16 protein-coding genes are annotated in these 26,717 nt (G+C 72.9%); 8 read left to right on the top strand and 8 right to left on the bottom strand.

Features of this window, described 5'->3' with window-relative positions; genetic code table 11:
* The first annotated feature begins 19 nt into the window (after nt 1–19).
* The 8 genes from ACTFAP_RS27330 (at nt 20) to ACTFAP_RS27295 (ending at nt 8,281) form a co-directional block, all read left to right on the top strand.
* Complete coding sequence (locus ACTFAP_RS27330; protein ID WP_030732045.1) at nt 20–736, top strand: PIG-L deacetylase family protein; 717 nt, start codon at nt 20–22, stop codon at nt 734–736.
* A complete protein-coding gene (locus tag ACTFAP_RS27325) occupies nt 733–1,368 on the top strand; it encodes an RraA family protein (RefSeq protein WP_500467687.1) in 636 nt (211 codons plus the stop codon). The genes ACTFAP_RS27330 and ACTFAP_RS27325 overlap by 4 nt, the downstream gene beginning before the upstream one ends.
* Before the next feature lie 2 nt (nt 1,369–1,370).
* Entirely contained in the window at nt 1,371–2,450 is a 1,080-nt protein-coding gene (locus tag ACTFAP_RS27320; RefSeq protein WP_500467686.1) for an ABC transporter ATP-binding protein, read from the top strand.
* Nucleotides 2,447–4,216 (top strand): ABC transporter permease, encoded by a 1,770-nt coding sequence (locus ACTFAP_RS27315; RefSeq protein ID WP_500467685.1) that lies wholly within the window; start codon nt 2,447–2,449, stop codon nt 4,214–4,216. Before ACTFAP_RS27320 ends, ACTFAP_RS27315 begins: the two co-directional genes overlap by 4 nt.
* Nucleotides 4,213–5,307: an ABC transporter substrate-binding protein gene (locus ACTFAP_RS27310; RefSeq protein WP_500467684.1), complete on the top strand. Its 1,095-nt coding sequence runs from the start codon at nt 4,213–4,215 to the stop codon at nt 5,305–5,307. Before ACTFAP_RS27315 ends, ACTFAP_RS27310 begins: the two co-directional genes overlap by 4 nt.
* Nucleotides 5,308–5,391: 84 nt before the next feature.
* Nucleotides 5,392–6,033 (top strand): GntR family transcriptional regulator, encoded by a 642-nt coding sequence (locus ACTFAP_RS27305; RefSeq protein ID WP_030732035.1) that lies wholly within the window; start codon nt 5,392–5,394, stop codon nt 6,031–6,033.
* Nucleotides 6,030–7,094, top strand: a complete 1,065-nt coding sequence (locus tag ACTFAP_RS27300; RefSeq protein ID WP_500467683.1) for a 4-oxalomesaconate tautomerase — start codon at nt 6,030–6,032, stop codon at nt 7,092–7,094. The genes ACTFAP_RS27305 and ACTFAP_RS27300 overlap by 4 nt, the downstream gene beginning before the upstream one ends.
* The gene (locus ACTFAP_RS27295; RefSeq protein WP_495682780.1) at nt 7,091–8,281 is read left to right on the top strand and encodes an MFS transporter; all 1,191 of its coding nucleotides are present in this window, start codon (nt 7,091–7,093) and stop codon (nt 8,279–8,281) included. The genes ACTFAP_RS27300 and ACTFAP_RS27295 overlap by 4 nt, the downstream gene beginning before the upstream one ends.
* 34 nt (nt 8,282–8,315) lie before the next feature.
* Here ACTFAP_RS27295 and ACTFAP_RS27290 read toward each other — a convergent pair whose 3' ends face one another.
* The 8 genes from ACTFAP_RS27290 to ACTFAP_RS27255 all read right to left on the bottom strand — a co-directional run bounded on the left by ACTFAP_RS27290 (nt 8,316) and on the right by ACTFAP_RS27255 (nt 26,694).
* Complete coding sequence (locus ACTFAP_RS27290) at nt 8,316–9,428, bottom strand: peptidase C39 family protein (RefSeq protein WP_500467682.1); 1,113 nt, start codon at nt 9,426–9,428, stop codon at nt 8,316–8,318.
* 76 nt (nt 9,429–9,504) lie between these two features.
* A complete protein-coding gene (locus ACTFAP_RS27285) occupies nt 9,505–11,607 on the bottom strand; it encodes an iron ABC transporter permease (protein WP_436977667.1) in 2,103 nt (700 codons plus the stop codon).
* Nucleotides 11,604–12,680, bottom strand: a complete 1,077-nt coding sequence (locus ACTFAP_RS27280; protein WP_500467681.1) for an iron-siderophore ABC transporter substrate-binding protein — start codon at nt 12,678–12,680, stop codon at nt 11,604–11,606. Before ACTFAP_RS27280 ends, ACTFAP_RS27285 begins: the two co-directional genes overlap by 4 nt.
* Before the next feature lie 95 nt (nt 12,681–12,775).
* Nucleotides 12,776–13,639: an ABC transporter ATP-binding protein gene (locus ACTFAP_RS27275; protein WP_500467680.1), complete on the bottom strand. Its 864-nt coding sequence runs from the start codon at nt 13,637–13,639 to the stop codon at nt 12,776–12,778.
* A 167-nt stretch (nt 13,640–13,806) separates the two neighbouring features.
* Nucleotides 13,807–14,682, bottom strand: a complete 876-nt coding sequence (locus tag ACTFAP_RS27270) for a helix-turn-helix domain-containing protein (RefSeq protein ID WP_500467679.1) — start codon at nt 14,680–14,682, stop codon at nt 13,807–13,809.
* Nucleotides 14,683–14,762: 80 nt separating this feature from the next.
* Entirely contained in the window at nt 14,763–22,160 is a 7,398-nt protein-coding gene (locus tag ACTFAP_RS27265; protein ID WP_500467678.1) for a MupA/Atu3671 family FMN-dependent luciferase-like monooxygenase, read from the bottom strand.
* Nucleotides 22,157–25,420, bottom strand: a complete 3,264-nt coding sequence (locus tag ACTFAP_RS27260; protein ID WP_500467677.1) for a type I polyketide synthase — start codon at nt 25,418–25,420, stop codon at nt 22,157–22,159. Before ACTFAP_RS27260 ends, ACTFAP_RS27265 begins: the two co-directional genes overlap by 4 nt.
* Nucleotides 25,417–26,694 carry an MFS transporter gene (locus ACTFAP_RS27255; RefSeq protein ID WP_500467676.1) on the bottom strand — a complete coding sequence of 426 codons (1,278 nt, stop codon included), beginning with the start codon at nt 26,692–26,694 and terminating at the stop codon, nt 25,417–25,419. The genes ACTFAP_RS27260 and ACTFAP_RS27255 overlap by 4 nt, the downstream gene beginning before the upstream one ends.
* Between the last annotated feature and the right edge of the window lie 23 nt (nt 26,695–26,717).

Genomic DNA, 26,717 nt, shown 5'->3' with positions numbered 1-26,717 from the left:
CCAGAGAAAGAGAACACACATGTCTGCCAAGCGTCTTCTGGTCGTCGGTGCCCACAGCGCCGACTTCGTCTGGCGTGCCGCCGGGGTCATCGCCAAGCACACCCGGGCGGGCGGCGAAGCGCGCGTCATCTCGCTGTCCTACGGCGAGCGCGGTGAGTCCGGCGAGCTGTGGAAGGTCCCCGGACAGACGATCGAGAACGTGAAGAAGGCCCGGCACGCCGAGGCGTCCGAGGCGGCGGCGGCCGTGGGCGCCTCCTTCGAGAGCCTGGACCTGGGCGACTACCCGCTCATCGGCGGGCGGGAGGCCATCGACACCCTGGCCGAGATCATCCGTGACTGGCAGCCGCACATCGTGCTGACCCACCCGGACAAGGACCCCTTCAACCCGGATCACCCGGTCGCCCACGAGGTGGTGTCGCAGGCCCGCCTGCTGACCTCGGGCGCCGTGGTGGAGGCCGGTTTCCGCACTGCCCCGCCCACCGAGTTCCTGGTGTTCGAGCCGCACCAGCCGGAGCTGTGCGGCTTCGTGCCCTCCGTCTTCGTGGACATCACCGAGGTGTTCGAGGCGAAGAAGGAGGCCATGGCCGCGATGCGGGCCCAGGTCTACCTCCAGCAGTACTACACCGAGCGCGCCGAGCACCGCGGCAACCACGCCCGCAAGGTGACCGGCGACAAGGAGATCCGGCAGGCCGAGGCCTTCCAGCGGATCGTGCCGAACGTGGTGGGTGCCCTGTGAGCGCCGCCGCCCGGGACATCGCGGAGCTGGCACGCCTGGGATCGTCCACTGTGTACGAGGCGCGGGGCCGCCGCGGGCTGGTGGAGCAGCGCTTCCAGCGGCTGCTGCCCGGATCGCGGGTCGCCGGTCCCGCGCGCACCGTGCTGTGCGCGCAGAACGACAACCGCGGCGTGCACGAGCTGGTTTCCCGGTTGCAGCCGGGGGAGATCGCGGTGCTGACGATGCCCGAGCCCGAGCCGGTCGCGCTGATCGGGGATCTGCTGGTCACCCAGCTGAAGGAGCGCGGGGCCGCCGGGGTGCTGGTCGACGGCGCGGTGCGCGACCTGGACGAGCTGGTCGGCATGGGTGTGCCGATCTGGGCCCGCTGGGTGCACGCGCGCGGCGCGGCCAAGGACCGGCGCGGCACGGTGGACGTGCCCGTCCGGGTGGGCGGGGCGACGATCCGTACCGGTGACGTCGTGGTGCTCGACGGCGACTGCGTGGTGGTCGTGGAGGCGGAGGAGGTCGCCGCGGCGGTGCCGCTGGCCCAGGCCAGGGAGCGCAAGGAGGAGGCGTCGCGCCGTACTTATCTGACGGGGGCGATCTCCTACGACCTGTACGGGTTCCGTGCCCAGGACCAGGGTGAGGAGTAGCCGTGGAGATCAGTGTCCGGAATCTGACGCTGCGGTACGGCGAGTCCGTGGCCGTGGACGATCTCGATCTGACCATCGCGGACGGCGAGGCCCTGGTGCTGCTGGGCCAGTCCGGGTGCGGCAAGACCAGCACCATGCGGTGCGTCGCGGGTCTGGAGTCGCCGTCCGCCGGGCGGATATCGGTGGGCGAGACGGTGATGTTCGACGGCGAGCGGGGCATCAACCGTCCGCCGCACAAACGCAACATCGGCATGGTGTTCCAGTCCTACGCGATCTGGCCGCACCTGACAGTCTTCCAGAACGTGGCCTTTCCGCTCGTCATGAAGAAGACCGGCCGGGCGGACACGGCCCGGCGGGTCGGCGAGACCCTGGACCTGGTGGGCCTGGGCCATCTCGCGCAGCGCGGGGCGAGCATGCTCTCCGGCGGCCAGATGCAGCGGGTCGCCCTGGCCCGCAGCCTGGTCATGGAGCCCTCGGTCCTGCTGCTGGACGAGCCGCTGTCCAACCTCGACGCCCGGCTGCGCCACCGCCTGCGCACCGAACTGCGCGAACTCCAGCAGAAGATCGGCCTCACCTCGATCTATGTCACCCATGACCAGGACGAGGCGCTCGCGCTGGCCGACCGGATCTCGATGATGCAGGCCGGGAGGATCGTGCAGACGGCGCCGCCCGCCGAGCTGTACGCCCGCCCGCGCAGTGCCTCGATCGCCGAGTTCCTCGGGGTGGCCAACATCTTCGGGGTCACGCCCGAGGACGCCGGCACCGTGCGGCTGGACGGCACCGGGATCCGGCTGGCCGTGGAGTCCTGTGCGAAGGGCGAGCAGCTGCGCGCCTGTGTCCGTGCCGAGGACCTGCGATTCGCCGCAGCGGACGCCGCCGGCCCGAATCTGCTCCCCGGGGTGATCACCACCAAGGTCTTCCAGGGCGGGACGGTCACCTACCGGGTGCGCGTCGAGGGCGGCCCGGAGGCCGAGATCGTCGGCTCCAAACACGAGGAGTCCCGGTACGGCGTCGGCGACCGGGTCACCCTGACCGTGCCGCCGGCCGCCATCCAGGTGCTGCCGCACGAGGTGCCCCGGTGAGCGGCGTCGCCGGGAAGCGCCGGGGCACGGCGCCACTCAGGTCCGGCGTCCGCCGCCTGATGTTCCCGGCCGTGCTGTACGCGGTGCTGGCGATCCTCATCCTGCTGCCGATCGCGCTGGTGGTCCTGTCCGCCTTCACCTCGACGACCCCGCGCCCGGGAAACATCTCCCTCAGCGGCCTGACCCTGGACAACTTCTCCACGGTCTTCGGTGCCGGGCCCCGCAGGGCCGCGCTGAACTCGCTGATCGTGGGGGCCGGCGCCTCGCTGGTGGCGCTGTTCTTCGGCGGGTTCCTGGCGTTCTGCACGGCGCGTTCCAATGTGTACTGGCGCGGCTTCCTCTATCTGGCGGGCATCGTGCCGATGTTCCTGCCCTCGTACGTGGGGGCGCTCGCCTGGGGGCTGCTCGGGGGGCCGAACGCGGGCCTGCTGAACGTCCTGGCGAACGATCTGGGCGGTTCGTCCTTCGTCAACATCTACAACATGGGCGGTCTGATCTTCGTCCTGGGGATCTACTACGCGCCCTACGCCTTCCTGCTCATCCACAGCTCCTTCAGCCTGATGAACCCGGACCTGGAGGAGGCGGCGAACGTGCACGGGGCGCGTCCGCTGCAGACGCTGCGCAGGGTCACGCTGCCCCTGGCCACCCCGGCGATCCTGGGGTCCGCCATCCTGATCTTCGTTCTCACCATCGAGAACTTCCCCGTCTCCCAGATCATCGGCGGCGCGGCCGGCATCGACACCCTGCCGACGTACATCTACCGCCTGATGAACAGCTCCCCGTCCCGGGGGAACGAGGCGGCCGCGGTGGCGATCACCCTGGTGCTCGTGGTGCTGGTGGTCACCGCCCTGCAGCGCAGGATCCTGGCGAAGCGGACCTACACCACGGTCTCCGGCAAGGGGATGAAGCCCGGACGGTTCGACCTGGGGGCCTTCCGCCTCCCGGCGCTGCTCATCGGCTGCGGCTACTTCCTGCTGGCCACCGTCCTCCCGCTGCTGGCCCTGCTGTTCGTCGCCCTGCACAAGACGCCCTACATCAGCACGGTCACCGGCGCCTTCGGCGAAGGCCGGCTGTCCTTCGACGCCTTCGGCGACGCGCTGGGCTCGGACCTGATCCACCGGGCCACCGTGAACTCGGTGGTGGTCGCCGTATCGGCCGCTGTCGTGGGAACCTTGCTGGCCTTCACGGTCTCCTACGTCGTCAACCGCTCGAAGACGCCGGGCCGGGCCGGCCTGGGGTACATCTCGATGCTGCCGCTCGCGGTCCCCGCCATCGTCATGGGCCTGGGGCTGCTGTGGGCCTGGCTGATGCTGCCGTTCCCGGTGTACGGGACGCTGCTGCTGATGGTCATCGCCTTCGTGGCGGCGCAGATGCCGCAGGGCTACCAGGGGGCGAGCTCCTCCATCCTCCAGGTGGACCGCGACCTGGAGGACAGCGCGGTCATGCACGGCGCGAGCCGGCTGCGGGCCATCGCCCGGATCACCCTCCCCCTGCTACGCGTTCCGCTGACCTCGACGTTCCTGCTCCTGCTGATGCTGTCCATGCGCGAGCTGACCGTCCCGCTGTTCCTGTTCACCACCGACACCCGGCTGTTGTCGATCGTCATCTTCGACGACTTCGACAACGGCATCATGCAGCGCAGCGCGGTGACCAGCCTGCTCTACTGCGCCGTCATCCTCGTCCTGGCCTTCGTGGCGCAGCGCTTCGGCGCCGACTCGCCCAGAGCCAGGAAGCACGCCCGTTCCCACAGGAGAGACCCGCGATGAAAAGCACCCTCATCCTCAGATGTACCGGCGCCGTCCTGGTGTCCGCCCTCGCGCTCAGCGCCTGCTCCGGTGACGGGGAACGGGCGATCACCGAGGGGGACCTGATCATCGACGGTGAACTGATCGCCGCCGCCGAGGTCTACGAGCAGGCGCAGACCGAGGGCACCCTGGTGTTCTACACCGGCGGCAGCGAGCAGTCCGAGGCCGCCATCGTCGAACACTTCACCGAGGCCACCGGCATCAAGGCCGAGATCGTGCGGCTGGCACCCAACCGGCTGACCGAGCGGGTTCTGAGCGAGACCGCCGCGGGACAGCTCGGCGCGGACGTGATCCGGATATCGGGTGAGGACCTCACCCGCTCCATCGCCGAGGCGGGTGCCTTCGCCCCGCACGAGCTGCCGCAGGAGATCGGTGCGGCCGTCGGCGACGCCGTCCGCGAGGGCGGCACGTACATCAACAGCTTCGACCGCGTGTACTCCTTCGCCTACAACAACACCGTCGTGGACGAGGCGGAGGCCCCGCAGGACTGGGCCGATCTGATCGACGGGCGGTGGAAGGACAAGACCGCCATCACCCAGGTCGGGGCCGGGGGCAGCACCGCCGCGCTCACCCGCTTCCAGCTCGACGTGCTCGGCGAGGAGTGGCTCCGGGGGTACGCCGCCACCTCGCCCCGGGTCTTCGACTCGGTGGCCGGTATGATCGACTCGCTGGCGCGGGGTGAGATCCTCATTGGTTCGGTGCCCATCGCCACCGCCTACGGGGCCATCCAGCAGGGCGCTCCCCTGACGGTCGCCGTCCCCGGCGAGGGCGCCGCCGCCTACCCGTTCTACGTGGGTATCGGCTCCTCCACCTCGCGGCCCAACGCCGGCGCCGTCTTCGTGAACTGGCTGATGTCGGCCGACGGCCAGTCGGCCGCCGCCGAAATGGGAGATTACCCTGTCCGCACGGATGTGCCGCCGCCCACCATCGGTGACCTGCAACTTCCCGGCCTGGACGACGGTTTCCTGCACCGGTCCGACATGGAGACCGCCCTTGAGCACATGGAAAGCGACGCGGACACCTGGCGCCGCGTCTTCGACTACACCGGCTGACAGTCCGCCGCCCGCCCGGCGGCCACGCCCACGACCCCACGGCGTGTCCCCCGGGAGACGTACACAGAAGGAAGAGGTTGACCGATGGACGTCACACGAGGGATCCGGGAGCTTATTCTCGCCGGTGAACTGGTACCCAACCAGCGTCTGGTGGAAGCCGACCTGGTCGAACAGTTCCAGGTCTCTCGTGCCGCCGTCCGGGAGGCCCTCAGTGAGCTGGTGAGCGAAGGGCTCGTGGAGCGCATCCAGAACAGGGGCGCCCGGGTCCGCACCATCACGCTGGAGGCCGCCATCCAGATCACCGAGGCGCGCAGCGCGCTGGAATCGCTGTGTGCCGAGAAGGCGGCCCTGCTCATCACCGACGAGGAGATCGCCGAACTGCGCCGGATCGGCGCGGACATGAGCGGGGCCGTCCAGGAGGGCGACCTGGGCCGTTACTCCCTGGGCAACCGGGAGCTGCACACCCGGGTCAACCAGATCAGCCGCCAGGACGTGGTGATGGAGCTGCTGGAGCGCCTCAACGGGCAGAGCGTGCGTCACCAGTACCGGCTGGCGCTCAAGCCGGGACGGCCCGCCGTCTCGCTGCCCGAGCATCTGGCGATCATCGACGCCATCACCCGCCGCGATCCGCGGGCGGCGGCGGAGGCGATGCGCGCCCATCTGAGCAGTGTCATCGACGCCCTGCGGGAATTCGACGCGACCGTACAAGGGGAGAAGCGGACATGAGCAAGCGGGACCGGGCGGGCATACCCTGCCTGATGATGCGGGGCGGAACGTCCAAGGGGGCGTTCTTCCTCGCCGATGACCTGCCCCAGGATCCCGCGGAGCGGGACGAACTGCTGCTGCGGATCATGGGTTCCCCGCACGCCCGGCAGATCGACGGCATCGGCGGCGGCCACCCGCTGACGAGCAAGGTGGCCGTCGTCACGCCCCGGGGGCCGGACGCCGTGGACTACCTGTTCCTCCAGGTCGCGGTGGACGAGGGTGTGGTCTCCGACCGGCAGAACTGCGGCAACATCCTCGCCGGGGTGGGGCCGTTCGCGCTCGAACGCGGGCTGGTCCCGGCCACCGGGGAACTGTCCACCGTCCGCATCGGCATGGTGAACACCGGGGGCACCGCACGGGCCCACGTACGGACCCCGGACGGCGCCGTCAGCTACCGGGGGGACGCCGCCATCGACGGCGTGCCGGGCACGGCCAGCCCCGTCGTCATCGACTTCGAGGACACCGCCGGGTCCAGCTGCGGGGCGCTGCTGCCCACCGGCAACGTCCGCGACTTCGTCGCGGGCACGCCCGTGACCTGTGTCGACAACGGCATGCCGGTGGTGGTCATGGCGGCGGCGGACGTGGGGGTCACCGGCACCGAGAGCCCCGCCGAACTGGAGGCGGACACCCGGCTGCGGGCCCTGCTGGAGGACATCCGCCGCGAGGCCGGGCCGCTGATGAACCTCGGCGAGGTGAGCGGGACGACGGTGCCCAAACTCACCCTCGTCTCCGCGCCCCGGGCCGGCGGCACCATCGCCACCCGCACCTTCATCCCGCACCGCTGCCACACCTCCATCGGGGTGCTGGGCGCGGCCGGGGTGGCGGTGGCCGCGGCCCTGCCCGGCAGTGTCGCGGCTCCCCTGGCGGCGCCGGCCGAGGGCGCGCGGCACCGGGTGGAGCATCCCACCGGCCACGCGGATGTGGAGATCGAGCTGGCGGGCCGCCGGGTGGTGCGCACCTCCGTCGTCCGCACGGCGCGCAAGCTGTTCGACGGGACCGTCTTTCCCCGACCCGTGCGATGACGCGGGCGAGCGGGGCGCGGTTCGTCTGGGCCTGTCTGCTGCTGCACGCGGTCTGCGCGCACGCGATCAGCTACGGCCTGCGCCCGGCGATGTCCTACGCGCTCCTCGAACAGGGGCATCAGGCGGTGTGGCTGGGCGTCGCCACCGCGATGTTCGCCGCGCCGCCGTTCCTGCTGGCGCTGCCGGCCGGGCGGTACTGCGACCGGTACGGGGAGCGGCCCGCTCTGGTGGGCGGCGGCATCGCGCTGGTGCTGTCCGCCCTGGTGGCGCTGGCCGCTCCCGCGTCGCTGGCGGCGGTGCTGGCGGCCACCGGGCTGCTGGGCATCGGGGTGCTGCTGGCGGCGCTGGGCGAACAGGCCTGGGTCATGAACCAGGCGTCCCCCTCCCGGCTGGACCACAGCTTCGGCGTGCTGACCTTCGCCACCTCCGTGGGGCAGTTGCTCGGTCCGCTGCTGTTGCTGCTGCCGCGCGACGGTGCCGCCGCGCCCCCGACCCGGCTCATCGCGGTGGCCGTTCTGGGCGTCGCGGTGCTCACGGTGCTGCTCTCGCTCGCCGTTCCCTCGGCCCCGCGGCCTCCCGCCGCCGCGCCCGCCCCCGGTGCCGCTGCCGGTGAGCGCCGGGCGGGAGGGCGGGTGCGGGACCTGCTGCGGGTGCCGGGCATGGGGTCGGCGCTGTTCGCGAGCAGCATGATCCTCAGCTCGGTCGACATCCTGGTCGCCTATCTCCCGCTGCTGGCGCAGGAACGCGGGCTGGTGCCCGGCTGGATCACTCTGTTCCTGGTCGTCCGTGCCGTGGGGAGCATGGTCTCCCGGATCCTGCTGGGCCGGCTGACCACCCGGTTCGGCCGGGTGCGGGTCCTGATGTCCGGCTGCGCGCTGGCCGCGGGGGGCCTGATCCTGCTGTGGCTCCCGGTCAGCCCGTGGGTGGTCGCGGCCCTCGCCACCTGTTACGGCTTCACGGCCGGGATGGTGCAGCCCCTCACCATGTCCTGGGTCACGCTGATCACCCCGCCCGGGCAGCGCGGCCTCGCCGCCTCCCTGCGGCTGGTGGGCAACCGGCTGGGCCAGAACGCCGTACCGCTGCTGGTGGCACCGCTGTCGCTGTTCGGCGGCGCCGGGGTGGTGTTCGGGGTGACCGGGATGCTGCTGCTGGCCACGGTCCCCTCCGCCCGCCGGGCCCCCGACTGACGCCGGGCCGTGGCGTCGCCTTAGGGGAGTGGGGCTACTCCCCCACCGGCTCGGACGTGGGCGTGTCGGGCCGCCGGGCCGCGCGGCCGAGGGTGACCGCGCCGTGGAAGGGGTCGGCGGAGACGGCCGACATCGTCTCCAGCGCCGTGTCGGGGACGGGCAGCAGGTGCGCGTCGACCCAGGTGTCCCCCGTCGCGGCGTTGGCCCAGGGGTCCTCGATGACGACGGCGCCGGGCACGGTGCCGTGGCACAGCACCCAGTGCGGCACGTCGAACCCCTGCATGGCGGCGAGCGAGAGCAGGAGCAGCACATGCTCGCGCCGGTCGATGGCGGCGCGGATCGCGGCGGCGGGCAGGCGTCGCGGGTCGATCGGGACGCCGAGCCGTTCGGCGTCCGTACGGGACACGCGCTGGAGGTGGGCGCGCCAGCCCTGTTCGCTCTCCGGGTGGTGGTCGATCAGGACGGGCCGGTCCACGTCAATGTGGATGGTGACGTGGAGCGAGGGCCACGCCCGGCGCACGGCCACGCCCAGTCCGACGGGCTCACAGGCGGGGAAGTTGGTCGCGTCGCGCCACAGGGTCAGCTCGGCGGTGCGGTCCAGTGCCTCCCGTGGCAGCTCGCCCGCGTGTTCCCGGGCGACCAGGGCGGTGACGGCGCCGCAGGTGAAGTGCGTGGTCTGTCCGTAGTACGCGGGTGCGCGCCCCGCGCCGTCCCGCAACCAGCGGACGTACCCGGAGGGCGGCCCGGCCGTGTTGTCCAGCTGAGCGAGCGGGGGGCACAGCGGGGCGAAACCGGCGGCGGCGGCGTCCTCCGGACCGGCCGTCCAGCCTTCCCACTTGACCTGGGCGAGTCCGCGGCGGCGTGCGTGCTCGACGACGGCCAGGGCCGCCGCCGGCACGTCGCCGACGGCGTCGACGATCTTCAGGTACGCGGTGTGCGGGCGGGCCGAAACAAGCGCCGCGCCCACCCAGTGCTCAGCCGTGTCGCCCGGAACGGCCACGAGGTGCGGGGTATGGGCGGAGCGGTCGACCGCCCGCCAGCGCTCCCCCACCTCGGCGGGCAGGAGCCGCCCCAGCGGACCCGGCGGGGCGTCGGGATCGAACGGCACGACGATGCTCTGCTCGGACGTGTCCTGCTGGGATGTCATGGCGGCGTTCCTGGCGGATCGGAGGGGACGAGGGACGGGGCCCGCACCGGTGTGCGGTGCGGGCCCGGGGCCGGGGTCAGGCACGGGACTGCCGGAGCACCCAGATGAAGTACGGACCGCCGACCAGGGCGATCATCAGCCCGGCCGGCACCTGGGCGGGCGCGACGACCGTGCGGCCGAGTGCGTCCGCCACGCAGACCAGCAGCGCGCCGAGCAGCATCGCGACGGGGATGGCGCGGCCGTGCCGGGCGCCCACCAGCGACCGGGCCAGGTGCGGGGCGACCAGCCCCACGAACCCGACGACGCCGATGGCGATCACACTGACCGCCGCCAGCACCGCGGCGATCGACAGGGCGGCGAAGCGGGTGCGCTCCGGCCTCACCCCCACGATGCGCGGGGTGTCCTCGTCGACGGCGAGCAGGTCGAGCCGGCTGCGCATGGCCAGCAGCACCGGGAGCGCGACGGCCAGGGCCACCGCGACCGGTACGACGTCGGGCAGGGTGCGCCCGTAGGTGGTGCCGGAGAGCCAGGTGAAGATGCGGGGGGTGTTGTAGGGGTCGGCACGCAGCAGCAGGAAGGTGGTGACGGAGCTCAGGCCGTACCCGCAGCCGATGCCGATCAGGACGAACCGGTCCGGCAGGAAGCCGCCGCGCCAGGACAGCAGGGCGATCAGCGCGAACGTGGCCAGCCCCATCGCGACCGCCGCCGCGATGAGCAGCGGCCGTCCGCCGGACAGGCCCGAGGTGACGACGGCCGCCGCGCCCAGCCCGGCGCCCGCGGTGATGCCGAGGACGCCCGGCTCCGCCAGCGGGTTGCGCACCGCGCTCTGCACGACGCATCCGGCCAGGCCCAGTGCCGCGCCGGCGAGGATCGCGGCGAGCACGCGCGGGACCCGGTCATCGAGCGCCTGCCCGACCAGGACGGGGGCGTTGCCCTGGGCCCACAGCATGAGGTCGCCGGTCCGCAGCCACAGGCTGCCGGCCAGCAGCGCCACCAGGGCGGCCGTCACCAGGAGGGCCACCGCGCCGAGCACGACGAGGAGGAACGCGCGGCGCGACCGTGCGGCGACCCGTACGTGCGGGGGTTGCCGCAGCCCGCCCGTGTCCCGCAGGCGGAGCGCGAGGACCACGATCACCACGGAGCCCAGCAGCGCGGTCGGTACCCCGGTGGGGATGGAGGCGGCACCGCTCGCGCCCTGCACCGCGCGCAGCGTCGCGTCGGCGAGCAGGATGAGCAGCGCGCCGAGCAGCCCGGCGGCGGGGATCAGCAGGAGGTGGCGGCGCAGCGCGGTGACCCGTCCCGCGATCAGGCGGGCCAGGACGGGGGCGCCCAGGCCGACGAAGGCGATCGGGCCGGCGAGGGTCACCGCCGTGCTGGTGAGGAGCACCGCGCAGAGGACGGCGATGACGCGGGTGGCCCGGATCGGCACGCCGAGGGTGGCGGCGGCGTCGTCGCCCAGGTTCATCACGTCCAGCCGCCGGGACAGCGCCAGGGCGGCGATCAGCACGACGGCGACCAGGGGGAAGGCGCGTGTCGAGGCGTCGATGTTGAGCTGGGCGAGGGAGCCGCTGCCCCAGGCGAAGAGGCCGGTGGTGTTCTGCTTGAACAGGATGAGGAGCATGGCGGTGGCCGCTTGGAGAGCCATCGCCGTCGCCGAGCCGGCGAGGATGAGGCGGGTGCCCGTGGTGCCCGCGGCCCGTCCGGCCAGGAGCAGCACGAGTGCCGCCGCCGCGAGGCCGCCCGCGAAGGCGACGGCGCCCGAGGCCCAGAACGGGACGGTGAGACCCAGGGCCGCGACGAACGAGAGCGTGAAGTAGGCGCCGGCCGTGACCGCCAGGGTGTCGGGGGACGCCAGGGCGTTGTGCGTGACGGACTGCAGCAGCGCGCCGGCGCAGCCGAGGGCGAAGCCCACCGCGACGCCCGCCAGCAGGCGCGGCAGCCGCGAGCCGATGATGATCTCGCCGACCGGTGCCCCGCCGGTGGTGTCCCGGTCGCCGGTCAGGTACCGCCACAGGTCACCTGCGCCGACGCCCGAGGTGCCCTGGGTGAGGTGCCACATGCCGACCAGGGCGGTCACCACGAGCAGCGACGCCAGGACGGCGGCCCCGGCGGGACCGCCGCCGCGCACGGGGCGCGGCGGCGTGTCCTGCCGGGGTACCGGGGTGCGTGTGATGCTCACTTCTGGTCGAGGACGTCGACGTAGGCGTCGATCGCCTGCGCGCAGGAGCGCGGACCGCCGGCGCCCCACACCCGCGCGGGGAAGGCGTGCGCGCGGCCTTCCTGGACGGCCGGCAGGGTCGTCCACAGGGGGTTCTCCTCCAGCGCGGAGACGTACCCGCCGACGCCTTCGTCGTTGGCGTAGAAGAGGTTGGCGTTCCCCACCGCGACGAGCCCCTCGACGTCGGTCTGGGCGAGGCCGTAGGAGGGGTCGACTCCGCCGTTCCCGTGGGCCTCGTTGATGGCGTCGTCCCACACGGGGTTCAGGCCGAGTTCCTTGCCGATCTCGGTGAACAGGGCGCCGTCGCCGTAGGGGCGGATGGTGAGGTTGCCGCCCTGCACCCATCCGTCGAAGAACAGGAAGTCGTTGGTCGGCAGATCCGCGTCGATGACCTGCTGCTTCGCCGTGGCGAGGTGCTCGTCGAACTCCTGGAGGACCTGGTCGGCGCGCTCGGTGCGTCCGGTGGCCTCCCCGATCATGCTGAAGACCTCCCGCATGTTCCCGATCGGGTCCTGCGGGTTGGCACCGCGGGTGGCCAGGACGGGGACGCCCCGGCTCTCCAGCCGCGCGATGGTCTCATCGTCGGCGTCGTACGCCTCCACGACGATGAGGTCGGGGTCGGCCGCGTAGAGGGTGTCGAGGTCGGGCTCCTCGCGGGTGCCGATGTCGGTCACCCCTTCGGGCAGTTCCTCGGCGCTCACCCAGGTGCGGTACCCGTCGGCGTCGGAGACGGCAACGGGGGTGACGCACAGGGTCAGCGCGTCCTCGATCTGCTGCCACTCCAGGACGGCGATCCGCTGCGCGGGCTTGTCGAGCTCCACCTGCCGGCCGACGCCGTCCGTGAAGGAGACCGGCTCAGTGGAGGTGGTCGTGGTGTCCTCGGCGCAGCTCTGCGACGCGGGCGACGCGTCGGTGGAGGCGTCGGCGGTGGTGTCCTTCGCGGGCTTGTCGACGTCCGTCGTGCCGCAGGCCGTTGCGGCGAGCACGATGAGCCCGGTGGCGGTCGACGCCACCAGGCGACGGGCACGGTTCATGAAAAATCCTCTTTCCTGCGGTGCGACGCGGCGCGGCGGAGGTGCCGTGCGGCGCGGGGGGACGGGGCGGCGGGACGGGGCGGCGGGGTGCCGCTTCAGGCGGGGTGCCGTCCCAGCGGGTCGATGCGGAGGCGGCCGGTGCGCGGGTCGACGGCGACCTCGACGCGGATGTCGTAGACCTCGGAGATGTTCCGGGCGGTGAGGACGTCGGCGGGCGCTCCGGCCGCGTGTACGCGGCCGGAGCGCATCAGGACCAGGGTGTCGGCGACGCGGGACGCCTGGTCGAGGTCGTGCAGCACGACGCCGACGGCGATGCCGTGCTCCTCGACGAGGTCGCGCACCAGGTCGAGCGTCTCGATCTGGTAGCGCAGGTCCAGGTGGTTGGTCGGTTCGTCCAGCAGCACGACACCGGTGTCCTGGGCGAGGCAGGCCGCGAGCCAGACCCGTTGCATCTCGCCGCCGGAGAGTTCGCCGACGGGCCGCCCGGCCATGTCGCGCACGCCGGTGACGCCCATGGCGCGGTCGATCGCCTCGTGGTCCCCGGCGGTGGGCCCGGCGAAGCTGCCCCGGTACGGGTGGCGCCCGAAGGCCACGACCTCGGCGACCGTCAGCCCCTGGGGTGCGGGCCTGGACTGGGAGAAGAGCGTCACCTCGCGGGCGAACTGGCGGGCGCTGAGCAGGGCGGTGTCGCGCGCGGTCTGCTCGCCGGGCGTGCTGAGGGTGACCCGGCCGCCGTCCACCCGGTGCAGCCGGGAGAGCGCGCGCAGCAGGGTGGACTTCCCACTGCCGTTCGGCCCCACCAGGGCGGTCGCGCGGCCGGGTTCCAGAGCCACCGAGACGCCGTGGACGACCGGGGTGCCGCCGTACCGCAGCACCAGGTCGTGCCCGTGGAGGGCGGCCGCCGGCGCGGCGGGGCCGGCCGCGGGGCGTGCGGCGCGCCGGAAGGGGCTTGTGAACATCGAGGGGTCCGGGTGGTCGGAGGGGCAAGGAGCGCGGGCACCCTCCGACCGGTTCTCACCGGCCGGGCCGCGAACTCTCCCACGCACAGCGGGAACCGTTCACGGCGAGCAACAACTAAGGGTTACCTAACTCCGAGAAGGTTATATTCCCCTCGCCATGTCGACAATCAGGAGGCCCGGACACCCGATGCGGGATTCCGGACATCGCGCGGAGCGTCCCCGGCCTGGTCGAAGAAGGCGCCCGGGGTGGTACCCATGACCCGCCGGAAGGCCGCGATGAAGGAGCTGGGCTGCGCGTAGCCGAGCGCCTCGGAGACCGACATCACATCGCATCCCTCGGACAGCAGGGCCAGCGCCCGGTGCGCGCGCAGCATCTGCCGCCACTGCGCGAAGGACAGACCCGTCGCGTGCCGGAACGCCCGGGTGATCGTGCGGTCGCTGATCCCCAGCGACCGCGCCCACTCCTCCAGCGAACGGCCGTCGGCGGGGTCCTCCAGCAGCGCCTCGGCGATCGCGTCGATCCGGGGGTCGCCGGGCAACTGCAACGCGAACTGGCGTTCCGCGGGCCGGAGCACGTCGAACACGACCGATTCCGCCCGCGCACGCGCCGCCGCGTCGAGATCCGCACGGGACAGATGGGCCAGCAGCGACTCCAGCAGCGGGGTCATGGCGATGGTCTTCGGTTCCGCGAACGCGAACGGTGTACGGTCCGGTGCGAAGAAGGCGTCGTGGAACTCCGCGCCCGCCGTCGCCCGGCCGCCGTGCACCGTTCCGGCGGGCATCCACAGCCCGTGCCCCTCGGACACGGTGAAGACGCGGTCCTCCACCCGGGAGGTCAGCGTGCCCCCGCGCACCCAGACCAGCTCGTGCAAGGCATGCGAGTGCGGCGCCCACTCCGTGGGCACCCGGGGGATCCGGAACCCGGCGATGATGGCCATCGAGGCCACCGCGCGCTCCGGGAGCGCCACCGTCGCGCGTACCGCGGTGCCCGCCTCACGCCGCCACATCCCGGGGTTCGCTTCACCACGGGAGGACCTGACCATGCGCCGGAGTCTATCCGGGGCCCGCACCGGCACCGGTGCCGCCCCGGCCGTCCCCGGTGCCCCGGGGACGGCCGGTGGGTTCACTTGTGCAACTCCTCCCGGACCTTCTCGGTGAGCAGCCGGACATAGGCGTCGGCCCAGCCCTGGACCGTGCCGTGGTCCCACAGATCGGTGGCGTACGCGATGTACCCGGTCAGTACGTCCCCGGCGGGGACCAGCCCGAACGCCGACTCCGCACGGGCGGCCGGCACGATCAGGTCCTCGACGGCCGTGTCGAGACCGGGGAGCTTGATGTCCGTACGCAGCGAGCTCTGGTACTGGAACCCGATGGTGACGCGGTCCGGTATGCCCTCCGGTCCGTGTTCCTCCCGGAGCGCCGCGACGACCTTCCGTATCGGCAGGACGTGATCGACCCCCTCGGTCGCCGCGCGGGTCACCCCGTCCACGAGCGCGCCGAAGTCCCTGGCCTCCCCCGCCCGTACCCGCAGCACGTACGTCGCGGCCGTGCACGCGACCAGCGACTCGAACTCGGCGCGGTCCCGGTTGGCGTAGGGCACGCTGAGCAGGACGTCGGGCTGCCCGGAGAGCCCGGACAGCAGGAGTCCCAGGGCGGCACCGGTGACGGCGAAGGCCGTCGTGCCGCGCGCCCTGGCCAGGCGCTCCACGTCGCGGCGCACCTCCGCCGGGACCGTGAACAGCACGGCCCGGCCCTTCCCGCTCGGCTTCGGCGGGCGCGGGCGGTCCAGCGGCAGCTCCATGCGGAAGGGCGCACCGGTCAGCTGGGGCACCCAGTACGCCGCCCTGCGCGCCGCCTCCCGCTCCGGCAGGGCATGGCGCTGCTGCCACCGGGCGTAGTCCGTGGACTGGAGCGGCTCCGGGAGCTGATCGGGGATGCCACTGACGGCCGCCGCGTACAGGGCGGCCCAGTCGTGCAGCAGGACACTCACCGCCCACCCGTCGCACGAGGCGTGGTGCAGCACGAACAGCAGCACCCAGGTGGAGGGGCCGGTGCGCAGCAGCCGGAACCTCGGCTGCACCCCGGCGGTGAGGTCGAAGGGGGTCTGCGCCAGCTCGGCGCTGACGCGATCGACCTCGGCGTCGCGCACGTCCGCCGGGTGGGCGCCGAGATCCTCCACGGGCAGGTCGACCGGCCGGGGCCGGAGCACCTCCTGCGCCCAGGCGCCGTTCTCCTCGACGAAGCGCAGCCGCAGTGACTCGTGGCGGGCGACGAGCCGGCCGAGTGCCGTGCGCAGTGCCTCCGGGTCCAGCTCACCGGTGAGCGTGATCCGCATGGCGACGTTGTACACCTGGGGCAGCGGGTGCTCGAGATGTCCGGTGATGAAGCCCTGCTGCTGGAGCGTCGGCGTCGCACGGTGCGCCGGCTCCCGGGCGGGGCTGGAATTCCGCCCGGCCAGATGGCGGGCCACCGCCCGTGGGGTCGGCTCCTGGTAGAAGCGGGTCATGGAGAAGTCGGTGGCGAACTCCGCGCGGATCCGGTTGGCCAGCCGGATCGCGGTGATGGAGTGACCGCCCAGGTCGAAGAAGGACACCTCGGGGTCGACGGCGTCCGGCTCCAGGCCGAACTCGGCGGCCCACAGCGGGCGCAGCCGCGCCTCCCACTCCTCGGGCGAACCGCCCGTCCCGGGAGAGGGAGCGGGGGCGGCGGGCTCCGGGCCGCGCGCCGGAGCCGGCAGCCGCGTGGTGTACGCGGGCTCGGGCAGCGCCGCGCGGTCCACCTTGCCGGTGCCGGAGAGCGGGAGCCGGTCCAGGACCGACCACGCCCGTGGCACGAGGTACTCCGGCAGCCGGTCGGCGAGTTGCCGCGTCAGCCGGTCGGCGAACTCCCGCGCGCCCTCCCCCGCGTCCGTGAGGGGGTGGGCGGGGGCCACGAAGGCGACCAGGCGTGGCTCGTCCCGTGGGCCTGGGCGGGGCAGCACGATGGCCTCCCGCACCTCGGGAAGGCCGGCCAGGACCCGGGAGACCTCTTCGGGGTCCACCCGGAAGCCACGGATCTTCACCTGGTCGTCGCCGCGGCCGAGGAACTCCAGGACGCCCTCCGCCGTCCAGCGCACCAGGTCGCCGGTGCGGTACATCCGCCCGGTCCCGCCGTCCGGGTGGGGCCCGTGCCGGAAGCGGTCCGTGGTCAGGGCGGGCTCGTGCAGATAGCCGTCGGCGATGCCCGGCCCGCCCACGGACAGCTCCCCCGCGGTGCCCACCGGGACCGGGGCACCGTGCTCGTCCAGGACCGCGAGGCGGACGTTGTCGATGGGCCGGCCGATCGGGATCGGGGCGGGGTCCTCGCCGGGCCCGGCGGGTGTGACGCCGTACGCGGTGCACAGCACGGTGACCTCGGTGGGGCCGTACAGGTTGACGACCTCGTAGCGGCTCCCGGGCCCGGGCCGGGTGCGCAGGATGTCTCCGCCCACCGCGAGGTGGCGCAGTGGCGGCTGTTCGTGGGCCGGCAGTTCGAGAACGGTCTCGGCGAGGGCGGTGGGCAGGATGCTGAAGGTGACGTGCCGGTCGGCGTACCAGCGCGCCAGTGCCCGGGCGTCCCGCCGGTCGGTGTCGTCCGCGACGGCGAGGGAGGCGCCGGCGGTGAGCGCCGGCCAGATCTCCAGGACCGAGGCGTCGAAGCTCTGGCTGCACAGCAGGGCGCTGCGGTCGGCCGGGGTGAAGGAGAACCGGCGGTGGTGCCACTGGCAGAGGTTGACCACGGCCCGGTGCGGCACCACCACGCCCTTGGGACCGCCGGTGCTGCCTGAGGTGTAGATCACGTAGCAGGGGTCCTGCGGCCGGCTCACGGCGGCTGCGGGCGGGGGCGCGGCGTCACCGGGGGGATCGGCGAGTCCCACGACCCTGGTGTCCGCCGGCAGGGGTGGCAGGTCCTCCGCGTCCGTGCGGGCGGCGAGCAGGATCGGGGCCCCGGAGTGGGCGATCACGGTACCGGCGCGCGGCCGGCCGAGCGAGGGGTCCAGGGGGAGGTAGGGGCGTCCGGCCTTCAGGACCGCCAGCAGGGCGACGACGAGGTCGGGGCCACGGGGAAGCCAGACGGCGACGGGGGCGGCGGGGTCGGCGCCGGGGTCCCGCCGGCGGATCGTGGCCGCCAAGCGGTCGGCGCGCCGGTCCAGTTCGCCGTAGGTCAGTGCGCGGTCGCCGCAGATCACGGCGGTGCGGTGGGGGGCGAGCGCTGCCTGGCGTGCCACCCGTTCGTGCACCGTGACGGCTTCCACCGGGTGTTGCTCGCCGTGCTGCCACGCCTGCGGTACGGGCGTGTCGTGGGCCGCCGCGGCGGGTGGATCATCGAGGGCGGACAGGGGCCGTGCGGGGTCGCGGACGGCGCCGCGCAGGATCTGGTGCAGGGTGGCGTAGAACCGGTCGACGGTTTCCGCGTCGAAGAGGTCGGTGTTGTACTCCAGTTGGCACAGGATGCCCGTCGGCCGGTCCGTGAAGTACACGCTCAGGTCCGTGAGGGACTTGTCCGGTCCGGCTTCCAGCGGTTCCGCCCGCAGGCCGGGCAGGTCGAAGCGGAACGGCTCGCCGGACTCGTACTCGGCGATGACCTGGAAGACGGGGGTGTGCGCGGTGGTGCGCGGCGGCGCGAGGGCGTGCACCACGGAGTCGAAGGGGACCGTGGCGTGGTCGTAGGCGTCCAGCGCCACGGAGCGGACGTCCCGCAGCAGGGTGTCGAAGGCCGGGTCTCCGGACACGTCGACGCGCAGGGCGACCGTGTTGAGGAAGAACCCGATGACATCCCGGTACTCCGGGGGGCGGTTGGACGTCGGGGTGCCGATGATGATGTCCCGCTCGCCGGTCATCCGGTGCAGCGCGGCGGCGTACCCGGTGAGCAGCGTCATGAACAGGGTGGTGCGGTTCTCGCGGCTCAGCCGCCGCAGCGCGTCCGACAGTTCGGGGTCCAGGGTGCGGAACTCCGCGCGGCCTCGGGAGGTCATGGCCGCGCCACGCGGCCGGTCCGGGGGGAGGCTGGAGACGGGCAGTTCGCCGCGGAGGTTCTCGCGCCAGTACGCGAGGTCCTGCCGCGCCGTGTCGCCGTCCGGCGCGTCCCGTTGTTCTCGGGCCGCGTCGAGCGGGGTCCGTTCCAGCGCGGGCAGTTGCGGAGCGGTGCCGGCGCGTGCGGCCCGGTAGAGCTCGGACAGGTCCCGCGCCATGATCGTGGCGGACGCGGCGTCCGAGACGATGTGGTGCAGCGACAGGACCAGCACGTGGCGCTCGGGGCCGGTCCTGATGAGCCGGCTGACCAGCAGGGGGCCGTTCTCCAGGTCGAAGTGCCGGGCGCTCTCGGCCGCCAGCACCTCACGCACGGCGGCTTCCCGTTCCGCTTCGGAGGCCGCCTCGCGGTCGATCAGCTCGTGATCGAGGCGGCCGGTGGGCAGCACGAACTGGCGGGGCTCGCCGTCCGTTTCGCGGAAGACGGTGCGCAGGGCCGGGTGCCGGGCCACCAGGCCGTGCAGTGCCGTCCGCAGGGCGTCCGCGTCCAGCGCGCCGTCGAACCGGATGGCCTTGACCTCGTTGTAGGCGGTGCTGTCCGGGAAGAGCTGGTGCAGCATCCACACGCGCTGCTGCCCGGGTGACAGCGGGGTGCCGGGGTCCTGCGGCGTCTGCGGCCGGTGTGGCCCGGTGCCGCGAGGGCCCCGGCGCAGGGCGTCGAGATGCACGAGTCCCGATCGCAACGCCTGGGGCGGCACGCCGAAGTCGACGAGCGAGACGATCTCGTCCGCTCCGGCCGCGCTCACCGCCTCCACCACCGGTGAGACGCTCTCGGCGGTGCCGATCAGGGCGCGCTGGTCGCAGTAGCGGTCGTACGCCCGGCGGAACAGGGCGTCCAGGTCGTCCTCGTCGAGCCCCGTCAGGTCGACCTGGTACCCGAGGCTGTTGGCGACGCCGCCGAAGAGCGACAGGGAGGACCGCATGTACCGGGCCAGCGGTTCGTAGGCGTCGGCCCGGGCCCGGTCGTGGTCGGCCGCGAGGTAGGTGTGCAGCAGGACGGCGACCCGGCCCGCGTCGGGGTCCAGGCCGTGCTCGGCCCGGGCGCGGCGGTAGCGGGCGATGTTCGCGGCGAGTTCCCCGACGCTCTGGGACATGAGGTTGGTGACGATGCCCAGGTCGTGCCGGGCGGCCCGTTCGTAGGACGCGGGGTTGCCGACCACGGCCGTGAACATCGGCGGGTCCTGCTGGACGGGGCGGGGGAACAGCCGGATCGCGGCCTCACCGTCGCCGCCGGCGCGGGTCAGCGCTTCCCCGCGCCACAGTCGCCGGATGTCCGCGAGCTGTTCGTACATCAGCTCCTTGTGCCGGCCGAAGCGTTCGGGGAAGAAGACGAAGTCGTTGGCGTGCCAGCCACTGGCGCAGCCGATCCCGATCCGTCCGCCGGAGAGGTTGTCGGCCATCGACCACTCCTCGGCGACCCGGACCGGGTCGTGGAGCGGGAGGACGACCGAGCCGGCGTTGAGGCGGATTCGGCTGGTCTCCCGGGCCAGGGCGGCGGCGAGTACGGCGGGGTTGGGGAAGAGGCCGCCGAAGGAGTGGAAGTGCCGCTCGGGCATCCACAGGGCGTGGAATCCGTGCTGGTCGGCGAACCGGGCGGTCTCGGCGATGAGTTCGTAGCCGTTGTCGACCTGGGGGTAGTCGCCGAAGAAGTAGATGCTGAAGTCGGGTCGCCGGCCGGCGGGTTGGGTCGCCGGGGGCGTCGCGGCGGGGCGTGTGGCCTGCGTGGCCCGGGTGTTCCAGGCCAGGGCGGGTACGGTCGGCGGCGGAGCGTCCTGCGCCACGGGCTCGGGGGCGGGTACGGGATCGTCCGCCGGTACGGGGGCGGTGACCGGGGCGGTGGCGGTGGCCCGGGCGGGGGTGCTCACGGGAGCGGATCCGGGCGCGGCGGTGCGCGGGAAGAAGCCCGCGCCGCGCAGTTCTCGCAGTGATTCCTTGACCGCGTCGATGATCCGTTCGATGTCACCGTCGCTGTGCGCGGTGGACAGGAAGAAGTTGCGCCACTCCCAGACATGGATCCCGCGCAGCATCAAATGGTGGTACAGGAGTTCCATGTCGGCGCGGTGCTCGAAGCGGAACTGGGAGCCGAAGTGGCTCACCCGCAGCGGGAATTCCTCATTCTCGAAGAAGTCGTTCAGCGTCGCAGCGAACGCGTCGGTGCGGGCGTTGAGGCGCTGCTGCAGGACGGGGCTGTGCTCGCTCAGGTGGGACAGCACGGCCCGCGCCGCGACCATCGACACCGGGTGCTGGAGGTAGGTGCCGCCGAAGAACGTGGTGTCGCTCTGCGGGTGGCTGTCGTCGCCGTACGTCCACAGGCCGCCGTCGACTCCGCCCATGAGGTCGGAGCGGCCTGCGATGGCCCCCACTGGGAAGCCCCCGCCGAGGACCTTTCCGTACGTCGCGAGATCGGGCGCGACCCCGTACAACTCCTGCGCGCCGCGCGGTGCCGGCCGGAACCCCGTGAGCATCTCGTCGAACATCAGGACGATGCCGTGGCGGCGGGTCAGCTCACGCAGGGCGCGGACGAACTCGACCGGGCGCAGGGACGGGTGCCGGCTCTGCACGGGCTCGATGATCACCGCGGCGATCCGGTCCGCGAAGTGCTCGATCGTCTCCAGGGCCGCCGGGTCGCCGTAGTCGAGCACCAGCAGGTCCTGGACCGCGCTCGGCGGGATGCCGGGCGAGACCGGCACCGTGACCCGGTCGGCGCCGGAGCCGGAGGAACGGCCGAGGACGCTGTCGGCGTGGCCGTGGTAGGCGCCGTGGAAGGTGACGATCGTGCCGCGCCCGGTGGCGGCGCGGGCGAGACGGATCGCGCCGGCGTTCGCCTCCGTGCCCGAGCAGGCGAACGCGACCCGGTCCATGCCGGTGAGTCCGGTCAGCAGTTCGGCGGCCTCGCCCGTGGCGAGGTCGCGCGGCCCCAGCAGAACGCCCCGGGAGAGATGTTCGGCGACGGCCTCGGTCACGAACGCCGGTTCGTGGCCGAACAGGAGGACGCCGAAGCCCATGGTGATGTCGATGTACCGGTTGCCGTCGATGTCCTCCAGCACGGAGCCCTTGGCCCGCCGGCCCGCTATGGGGTACAGCATCTCCTTGGTGCTGCTGCGGAAGCCGACCACGGCACGGCTGTCGGCCAGCACCGGGCGATGGCGGGCCGCGGCCTCCTTGGACCGGCGGGTCCTGCGGGTGTAGCGGTCCACGAGGTCATCGAGATGGGCCTCCTGGGTGCTCACGGCCGCGCCGCTCGCGCCGGCCGGTCGCCGGACCATGCCGGAGGAACGGGAGACGCTCACCCGTGGGCCGTGGACGGGAGCCGGCTCACGCCCGGCGGCGCCACCCGCGTCGGCCGGCTGCTGCGGGGCGGGGGCCCGGCCCTCGATGTGCCGGGCGATCCGCTCCGACAGACCGGCCATCGCCGCGAGATCGGCGTCGGTGGAGGCGGAGAGGCTGCTCAGTTCCGTACCGGGTCGGGTCACTGTCCCTCCTTGCCGCCGCCGGCCGCGGTCAGGCTCTGCCGGGAGAGCAGCTCGGACAGCTGTGACATCAGCTGGAGCTGGATGCCGGAGAGCTGCTTGATCTGGCGGGCGAGTTCCTCCACTTCGTCCCGGGTGGCGTACGGGGCCGACGGTGGTGGCACAGGGGCGGCGGAGGACGCCGGCGGTTCGGTGCGGGGCGGGGCGAGGGAGGGGGCGGGCGGGGCCGGGGCCGGTGCCACGGGCGGGGCCGGCGCCACGGGCGGGGCCGGGGCGTCCACGGGGGCGGGGGTCTTGCGGCCGGCTATGAGTTCCGCCAGCTGACGGGGGGTGACGGCCTCGTCGAACAGCTCGCGCATGGACACCTTGACGCGGTGCGTCTGCTCCAGTTCGCGCAGCACGTTGATCATCAGCAGTGAGTCCGCGCCGAGTTCCAGGAACGAGGCGTCCTCGGCCACCGCGCCCGACCTGTTGCCCAGCGCCTGTGAGGTCACCTCGATGACGTTGGTCAGCACTTCCTCGACCGCGGTCCGTGCCGTCATGTCCATTCCTTCCCTCGGGTTGTCCACCGCTCGCGGGGCGGTCAGTGCCGGCCCCGTCCAGTAGGTGCTGTGCTGGAAGCGGTAGCCGGGCAGCGGAATCCGCCGGCCTCCGCAGTCCTCGGCCAGTGCCTGCCAGTCGATGTGCGCGCCACCTCGGTACAGCTCGGCGGCGGCGTGCCACAGTGCTTCCGCTCCGGTGCCGCCGCGCAGGCTCGGCACGGCCGGCACCTCGGGCAGGGCCCGCCGGGCGAGCCCGGCGAGGGCGGCGCCCGCGCCGATCTCGACCAGGGCGGTGGCGCCCCGGCCGGCGACCGAGCGCAGAGCCTCGTGGAACAGTACGGGCCGGCGCGCCTGCCGCAGGAGGTATCCGGGGTCGGGGGTCCAGCCCAGCGGCCGGGTCGTGCCGTCCAGGCCGGAGACGAAGGGCACGGTGACGGGCCGGAAGGACACCCGGGCCAGCGCCTGCGCGAGGCCGTCCAGGACCGGGTCGACCAGCGCGGTGTGGAAGGCCCGGGCCACCGGCAGCTCCCGCGCCCGGACCCCGCGCTCCTCCAGCAGCGCGCTCAGCTTGTCCACCTCGGCCCGCGGCCCGGCGAGGACGTGGTGATGCTCACCGTTGACCGCGGCCAGTTCGATGCCGGGCAGCTCCGCCGTGAACGAGAGCGCGGTCGCCCGGTCGGCCAGGACGGCGACCATGCCGCCGGGGGCGCTGAGATGTTCCATGAGCCGCCCCCGTTCCGCGGTGAGCAGCAGACCGTCCTCGACCGACAGCGCGCCCGCCGCCGTCAGCGCCGCGTACTCGCCGACACTGTGTCCGGCGACGGTGTCCGGTGCGACGCCCAGTTGCCGCCACAGCTGGACGAGCGCGCACTGCACCGCGTACAGGGCCGGTTGGGCGGTGCTGGTGGGCCACGGCGCGGATTCCCGGCGCGGCCCCGGCGGCTCGTCGAGGAGCGGGCCCAGCAGTGAACCGCCGTGCAGCTCCCGGTAGTGGCGCTCGCACCGGTCGAGGACCTCGCGGACGGTCGCGTGGCGTTCGTACAGGGCCCGGGCGGCGCCGGGGCGGGCGCTGCCCTGGCCGGTGAAAAGGAAGGCGGTGTGCGGGTCGCCGTGCCGTGCGTCCGGGGGCGGTCCGGTGGGGGCGCCGTCCCGGCCACCGGTCAGCCAGTGCTCCAGGGAGCCGGCCAGTTCGGTGGCCGTCTCGCCCCGGGCGACCATGCGGTGCCGCCTGACCACCCGGCCGGCCGTGGACGTGAGGAGGTCGGCCGGGTCGGTGTCGGGGTGACGGCGCAGATGGTCGCGGAAGGCCCGGACGTTCGCGGACAGGGCGGCCTCGGTGTGGCCGGACAGCGCGAGCACTCCCGGTGGTTTTCTCCTCGGTCCGCGGGGAGCGACGGGGGGTGGCTCCTCCAGGACGAGGTGGACATTGGTGCCGCCGACTCCCAGGGAGGTGAGCCCGGCCCGGCGCGGGGTGTCGCCCGCCGGCCAGGGGCGGGCGGTGCGCGGGATGTAGAAGGGGCTGCGGTCCAGGTCGAGGGCCGGGTTGGGGCGGGTGAAGTTCGCCAGCGGGGGGATGATTCCGTGCCGCAGCACGAGCAGCGTCTTCAGCAGCCCCGCCAGGCCCGAACAGACGTCGAGATGCCCGATGTTGGCCTTCGTCGACCCGAGTGCGCAGTACCCGGTGCGGTCGGTATCGTGCCGGAACGCGGCGGTCGCGCCCGCGAACTCGATAGGGTCTCCCTTGAAGGTGCCGGTGCCGTGGGTCTCCAGATAGCCGATGGAGTCCGCGCCGACCCGCGCGCGTTCCAGGGCCTGCCGGATGGCACGGCGCTGGCCGAGCGCGCTCGGGGCGGTGTACATCGTCTTGCTCGCCCCGTCGTTGGTCACCCCCCAGCCCCGGATGACACCGTGGACGGTGTCCCCGTCGGCGACCGCCCGGGCCAGGGGTTTGAGGACGATCGCGGCGACACCGTCGCCGCCGACCGTTCCGTCCGCGCCGGCGTCGAAGGCCCGCAGATACCCGCTCTTGGAGAGGATGGATCCCTTCACATAGCGGTAGCCGAGCACTTGGGGTACGTGGACGGCGGTGGCGCCCGCCAGGGCGATGTCGCAGTCCCCGACCAGCACCGACTGGGCCGCGAGTTGCACGGCGACCAGCGAGGAGGAGCAGGCGGTCTGGACACCGACGGCGGGCCCGGTCAGGCCGAGCCGGAAGGCGGCGCGGGTGGCGGTGAAATCGGCGTAGTTGCCGATGAGTGCCTGGAAGCGGGAGAGCCAGTCGTCGCCGACGCCGTTCGCCAGCACGTTGTTGAGCAGATAGTTCTGGAGCGAGTACAGATGGTTGCCGGTGCTGGCGAACACGCCCACCCGGGTGCCGCGCCGCTCCCGCCCGTAGCCGGAGTTCTCCAGCGCGTGGTGGGCGCATTCGAGGAACATCCGCTGCTGCGGGTCGGTGCCCTCAGCTTCCCTGCCGCTCATGCCGAAGAACTCGGCGTCGAATCCGGCGATGTCCTCCAGCAATCCGCTCGCGCCGACGAAATCGGGCGCGCGGTACCGGGAGGCGGGGACGCCGGCGGCCCGCAGTTCCGCTTCGGTGAACCGGGTGATGCGGTCCTGGCCGGCGTGGATGATCCGCCAGAACGCCTCGGGGCTGTCCGCTCCCGGGAAGCGGAAGGCCATCCCGACGACGGCCACCGCCGTGCCCTCCGGCGGGCGGGTCACGAACCGCCGCCCTGGTGGGAGGTTTTCACGTCCGGCTCCGGTGTGCCGGCGGTGTCGCCCTCCTCCGGCGGAGGCCCGGTGCGTCTTCTGCCCCGTCTCACCAGCGCGACGAGGAAGCCGAGGCACAGGAGGAACGTGAGCCCGTGGAAGAGGCCCACCACCACGATCGGGGCGTAGACCTCCAGCAGGGCGGAGCTGACGAGCATCCCGAGCCCGAATCCGCCGTTCTCGACGGCGGCAGCGAGGCCGAACAGCCGGCCGCGCTGCTCGTCGGGGGCTTCCTGGAGCTTGCTGACGTAGGCGATCTCGGTGAATCCGTCCGCCATCCCGGCGATCAGCGCGGCGATGACGGCGGGGACGGTGGGCAGTCCGACGAAGACGAGGATGAAGCCCACCGACATCAGGGCGGAGCCGGCCGCGAAGGCCTTCTCCCCGAAGGTCCGCCCCGTCTTGCCGTAGCGCGAGCACAGTTGGAGCGCGATGATGTGCCCGATGGCCCAGGTGGCCCAGAACTGGCTGATGAAGGTCGCCGGATGGGTGGGGTCCAGCTCGCTGGAGTAAATGGGCAGCGCGACGTTGTGGGAGGACGAGCCCAGCGCGTCGGCGCCCCGGATGGCCAGCATGGCCGCCATCACCGGCGCGGCCCGCAGCAGCACCCACGACACCCACCGGCTCGCCCGCCCGCTGTCCTCGCTCGCCCCGTCCCCCTCGGTGGCCGCCGCCCGGGTCCGGATCGGCAGCGAGGACAGGATCAGGGCGGACACCAGGAAGGTCACCGCGTTCAGGGCGAACGCCGTCGTGTAGCCGAACTGGGCGATGACCAGGCCGGAGGAGGCGAAGCCGGCGATCATGGCGAGGGAACGGCCGGTGACCAGCAGGCCGTTCGCCTTGACCCGCAGTTCGGCCCCGACGATCTCGGGGACGCTGGTGCGCAGGGCCACCTGGTGCAGCGTCGTACAGGCACCCGTCGTGAACGCGAGCACGAACAGCAGGGGCAGGCGGTTGTCGTCCGAGAGCGGCAGCAGCGCCAGCAGCATCACGGCCCGGACCAGGTCGGAGCCGACCATCAGCCATTTGCGGTCGAAGCGCGACACCAGGCGCCCGCTGACGAAGCCGCTGCCCACGCTGGTCAGCAGCCGCACCGCCATGAAGATGCCCGCCGCCATGGGGCTGCCGGTCACCTGGTACACGAAGACGTTCAGCGCCACCAGGTTGAGGTAGCTGCCGTATGCCGAGACCCCGTTGCTGAGGACGAGCAGACGGAAGTAACGCACTTTCACGGCCTCCTGAGTGGCTG

The organism is Streptomyces sp. PH9007, from assembly GCF_059813725.1.
The sequence above is the reverse complement of the archived record's forward strand: the minus strand, read 5'-3'. Positions and strand labels throughout refer to the sequence as shown.

What these genes read in the sequence shown, in the direction of transcription:
- ACTFAP_RS27280 (WP_500467681.1), bottom strand. Translation starts at nt 12,680, where the DNA reads ATGAACCGTGCCCGTCGCCTGGTGGCGTCGACCGCCACCGGGCTCATC.
- ACTFAP_RS27270 (WP_500467679.1), bottom strand. Translation starts at nt 14,682, where the DNA reads ATGGTCAGGTCCTCCCGTGGTGAAGCGAACCCCGGGATGTGGCGGCGT.
- ACTFAP_RS27310 (WP_500467684.1), top strand. Translation starts at nt 4,213, where the DNA reads ATGAAAAGCACCCTCATCCTCAGATGTACCGGCGCCGTCCTGGTGTCC.
- ACTFAP_RS27290 (WP_500467682.1), bottom strand. Translation starts at nt 9,428, where the DNA reads ATGACATCCCAGCAGGACACGTCCGAGCAGAGCATCGTCGTGCCGTTC.
- ACTFAP_RS27305 (WP_030732035.1), top strand. Translation starts at nt 5,392, where the DNA reads ATGGACGTCACACGAGGGATCCGGGAGCTTATTCTCGCCGGTGAACTG.
- ACTFAP_RS27275 (WP_500467680.1), bottom strand. Translation starts at nt 13,639, where the DNA reads ATGTTCACAAGCCCCTTCCGGCGCGCCGCACGCCCCGCGGCCGGCCCC.
- ACTFAP_RS27295 (WP_495682780.1), top strand. Translation starts at nt 7,091, where the DNA reads ATGACGCGGGCGAGCGGGGCGCGGTTCGTCTGGGCCTGTCTGCTGCTG.
- ACTFAP_RS27300 (WP_500467683.1), top strand. Translation starts at nt 6,030, where the DNA reads ATGAGCAAGCGGGACCGGGCGGGCATACCCTGCCTGATGATGCGGGGC.
- ACTFAP_RS27330 (WP_030732045.1), top strand. Translation starts at nt 20, where the DNA reads ATGTCTGCCAAGCGTCTTCTGGTCGTCGGTGCCCACAGCGCCGACTTC.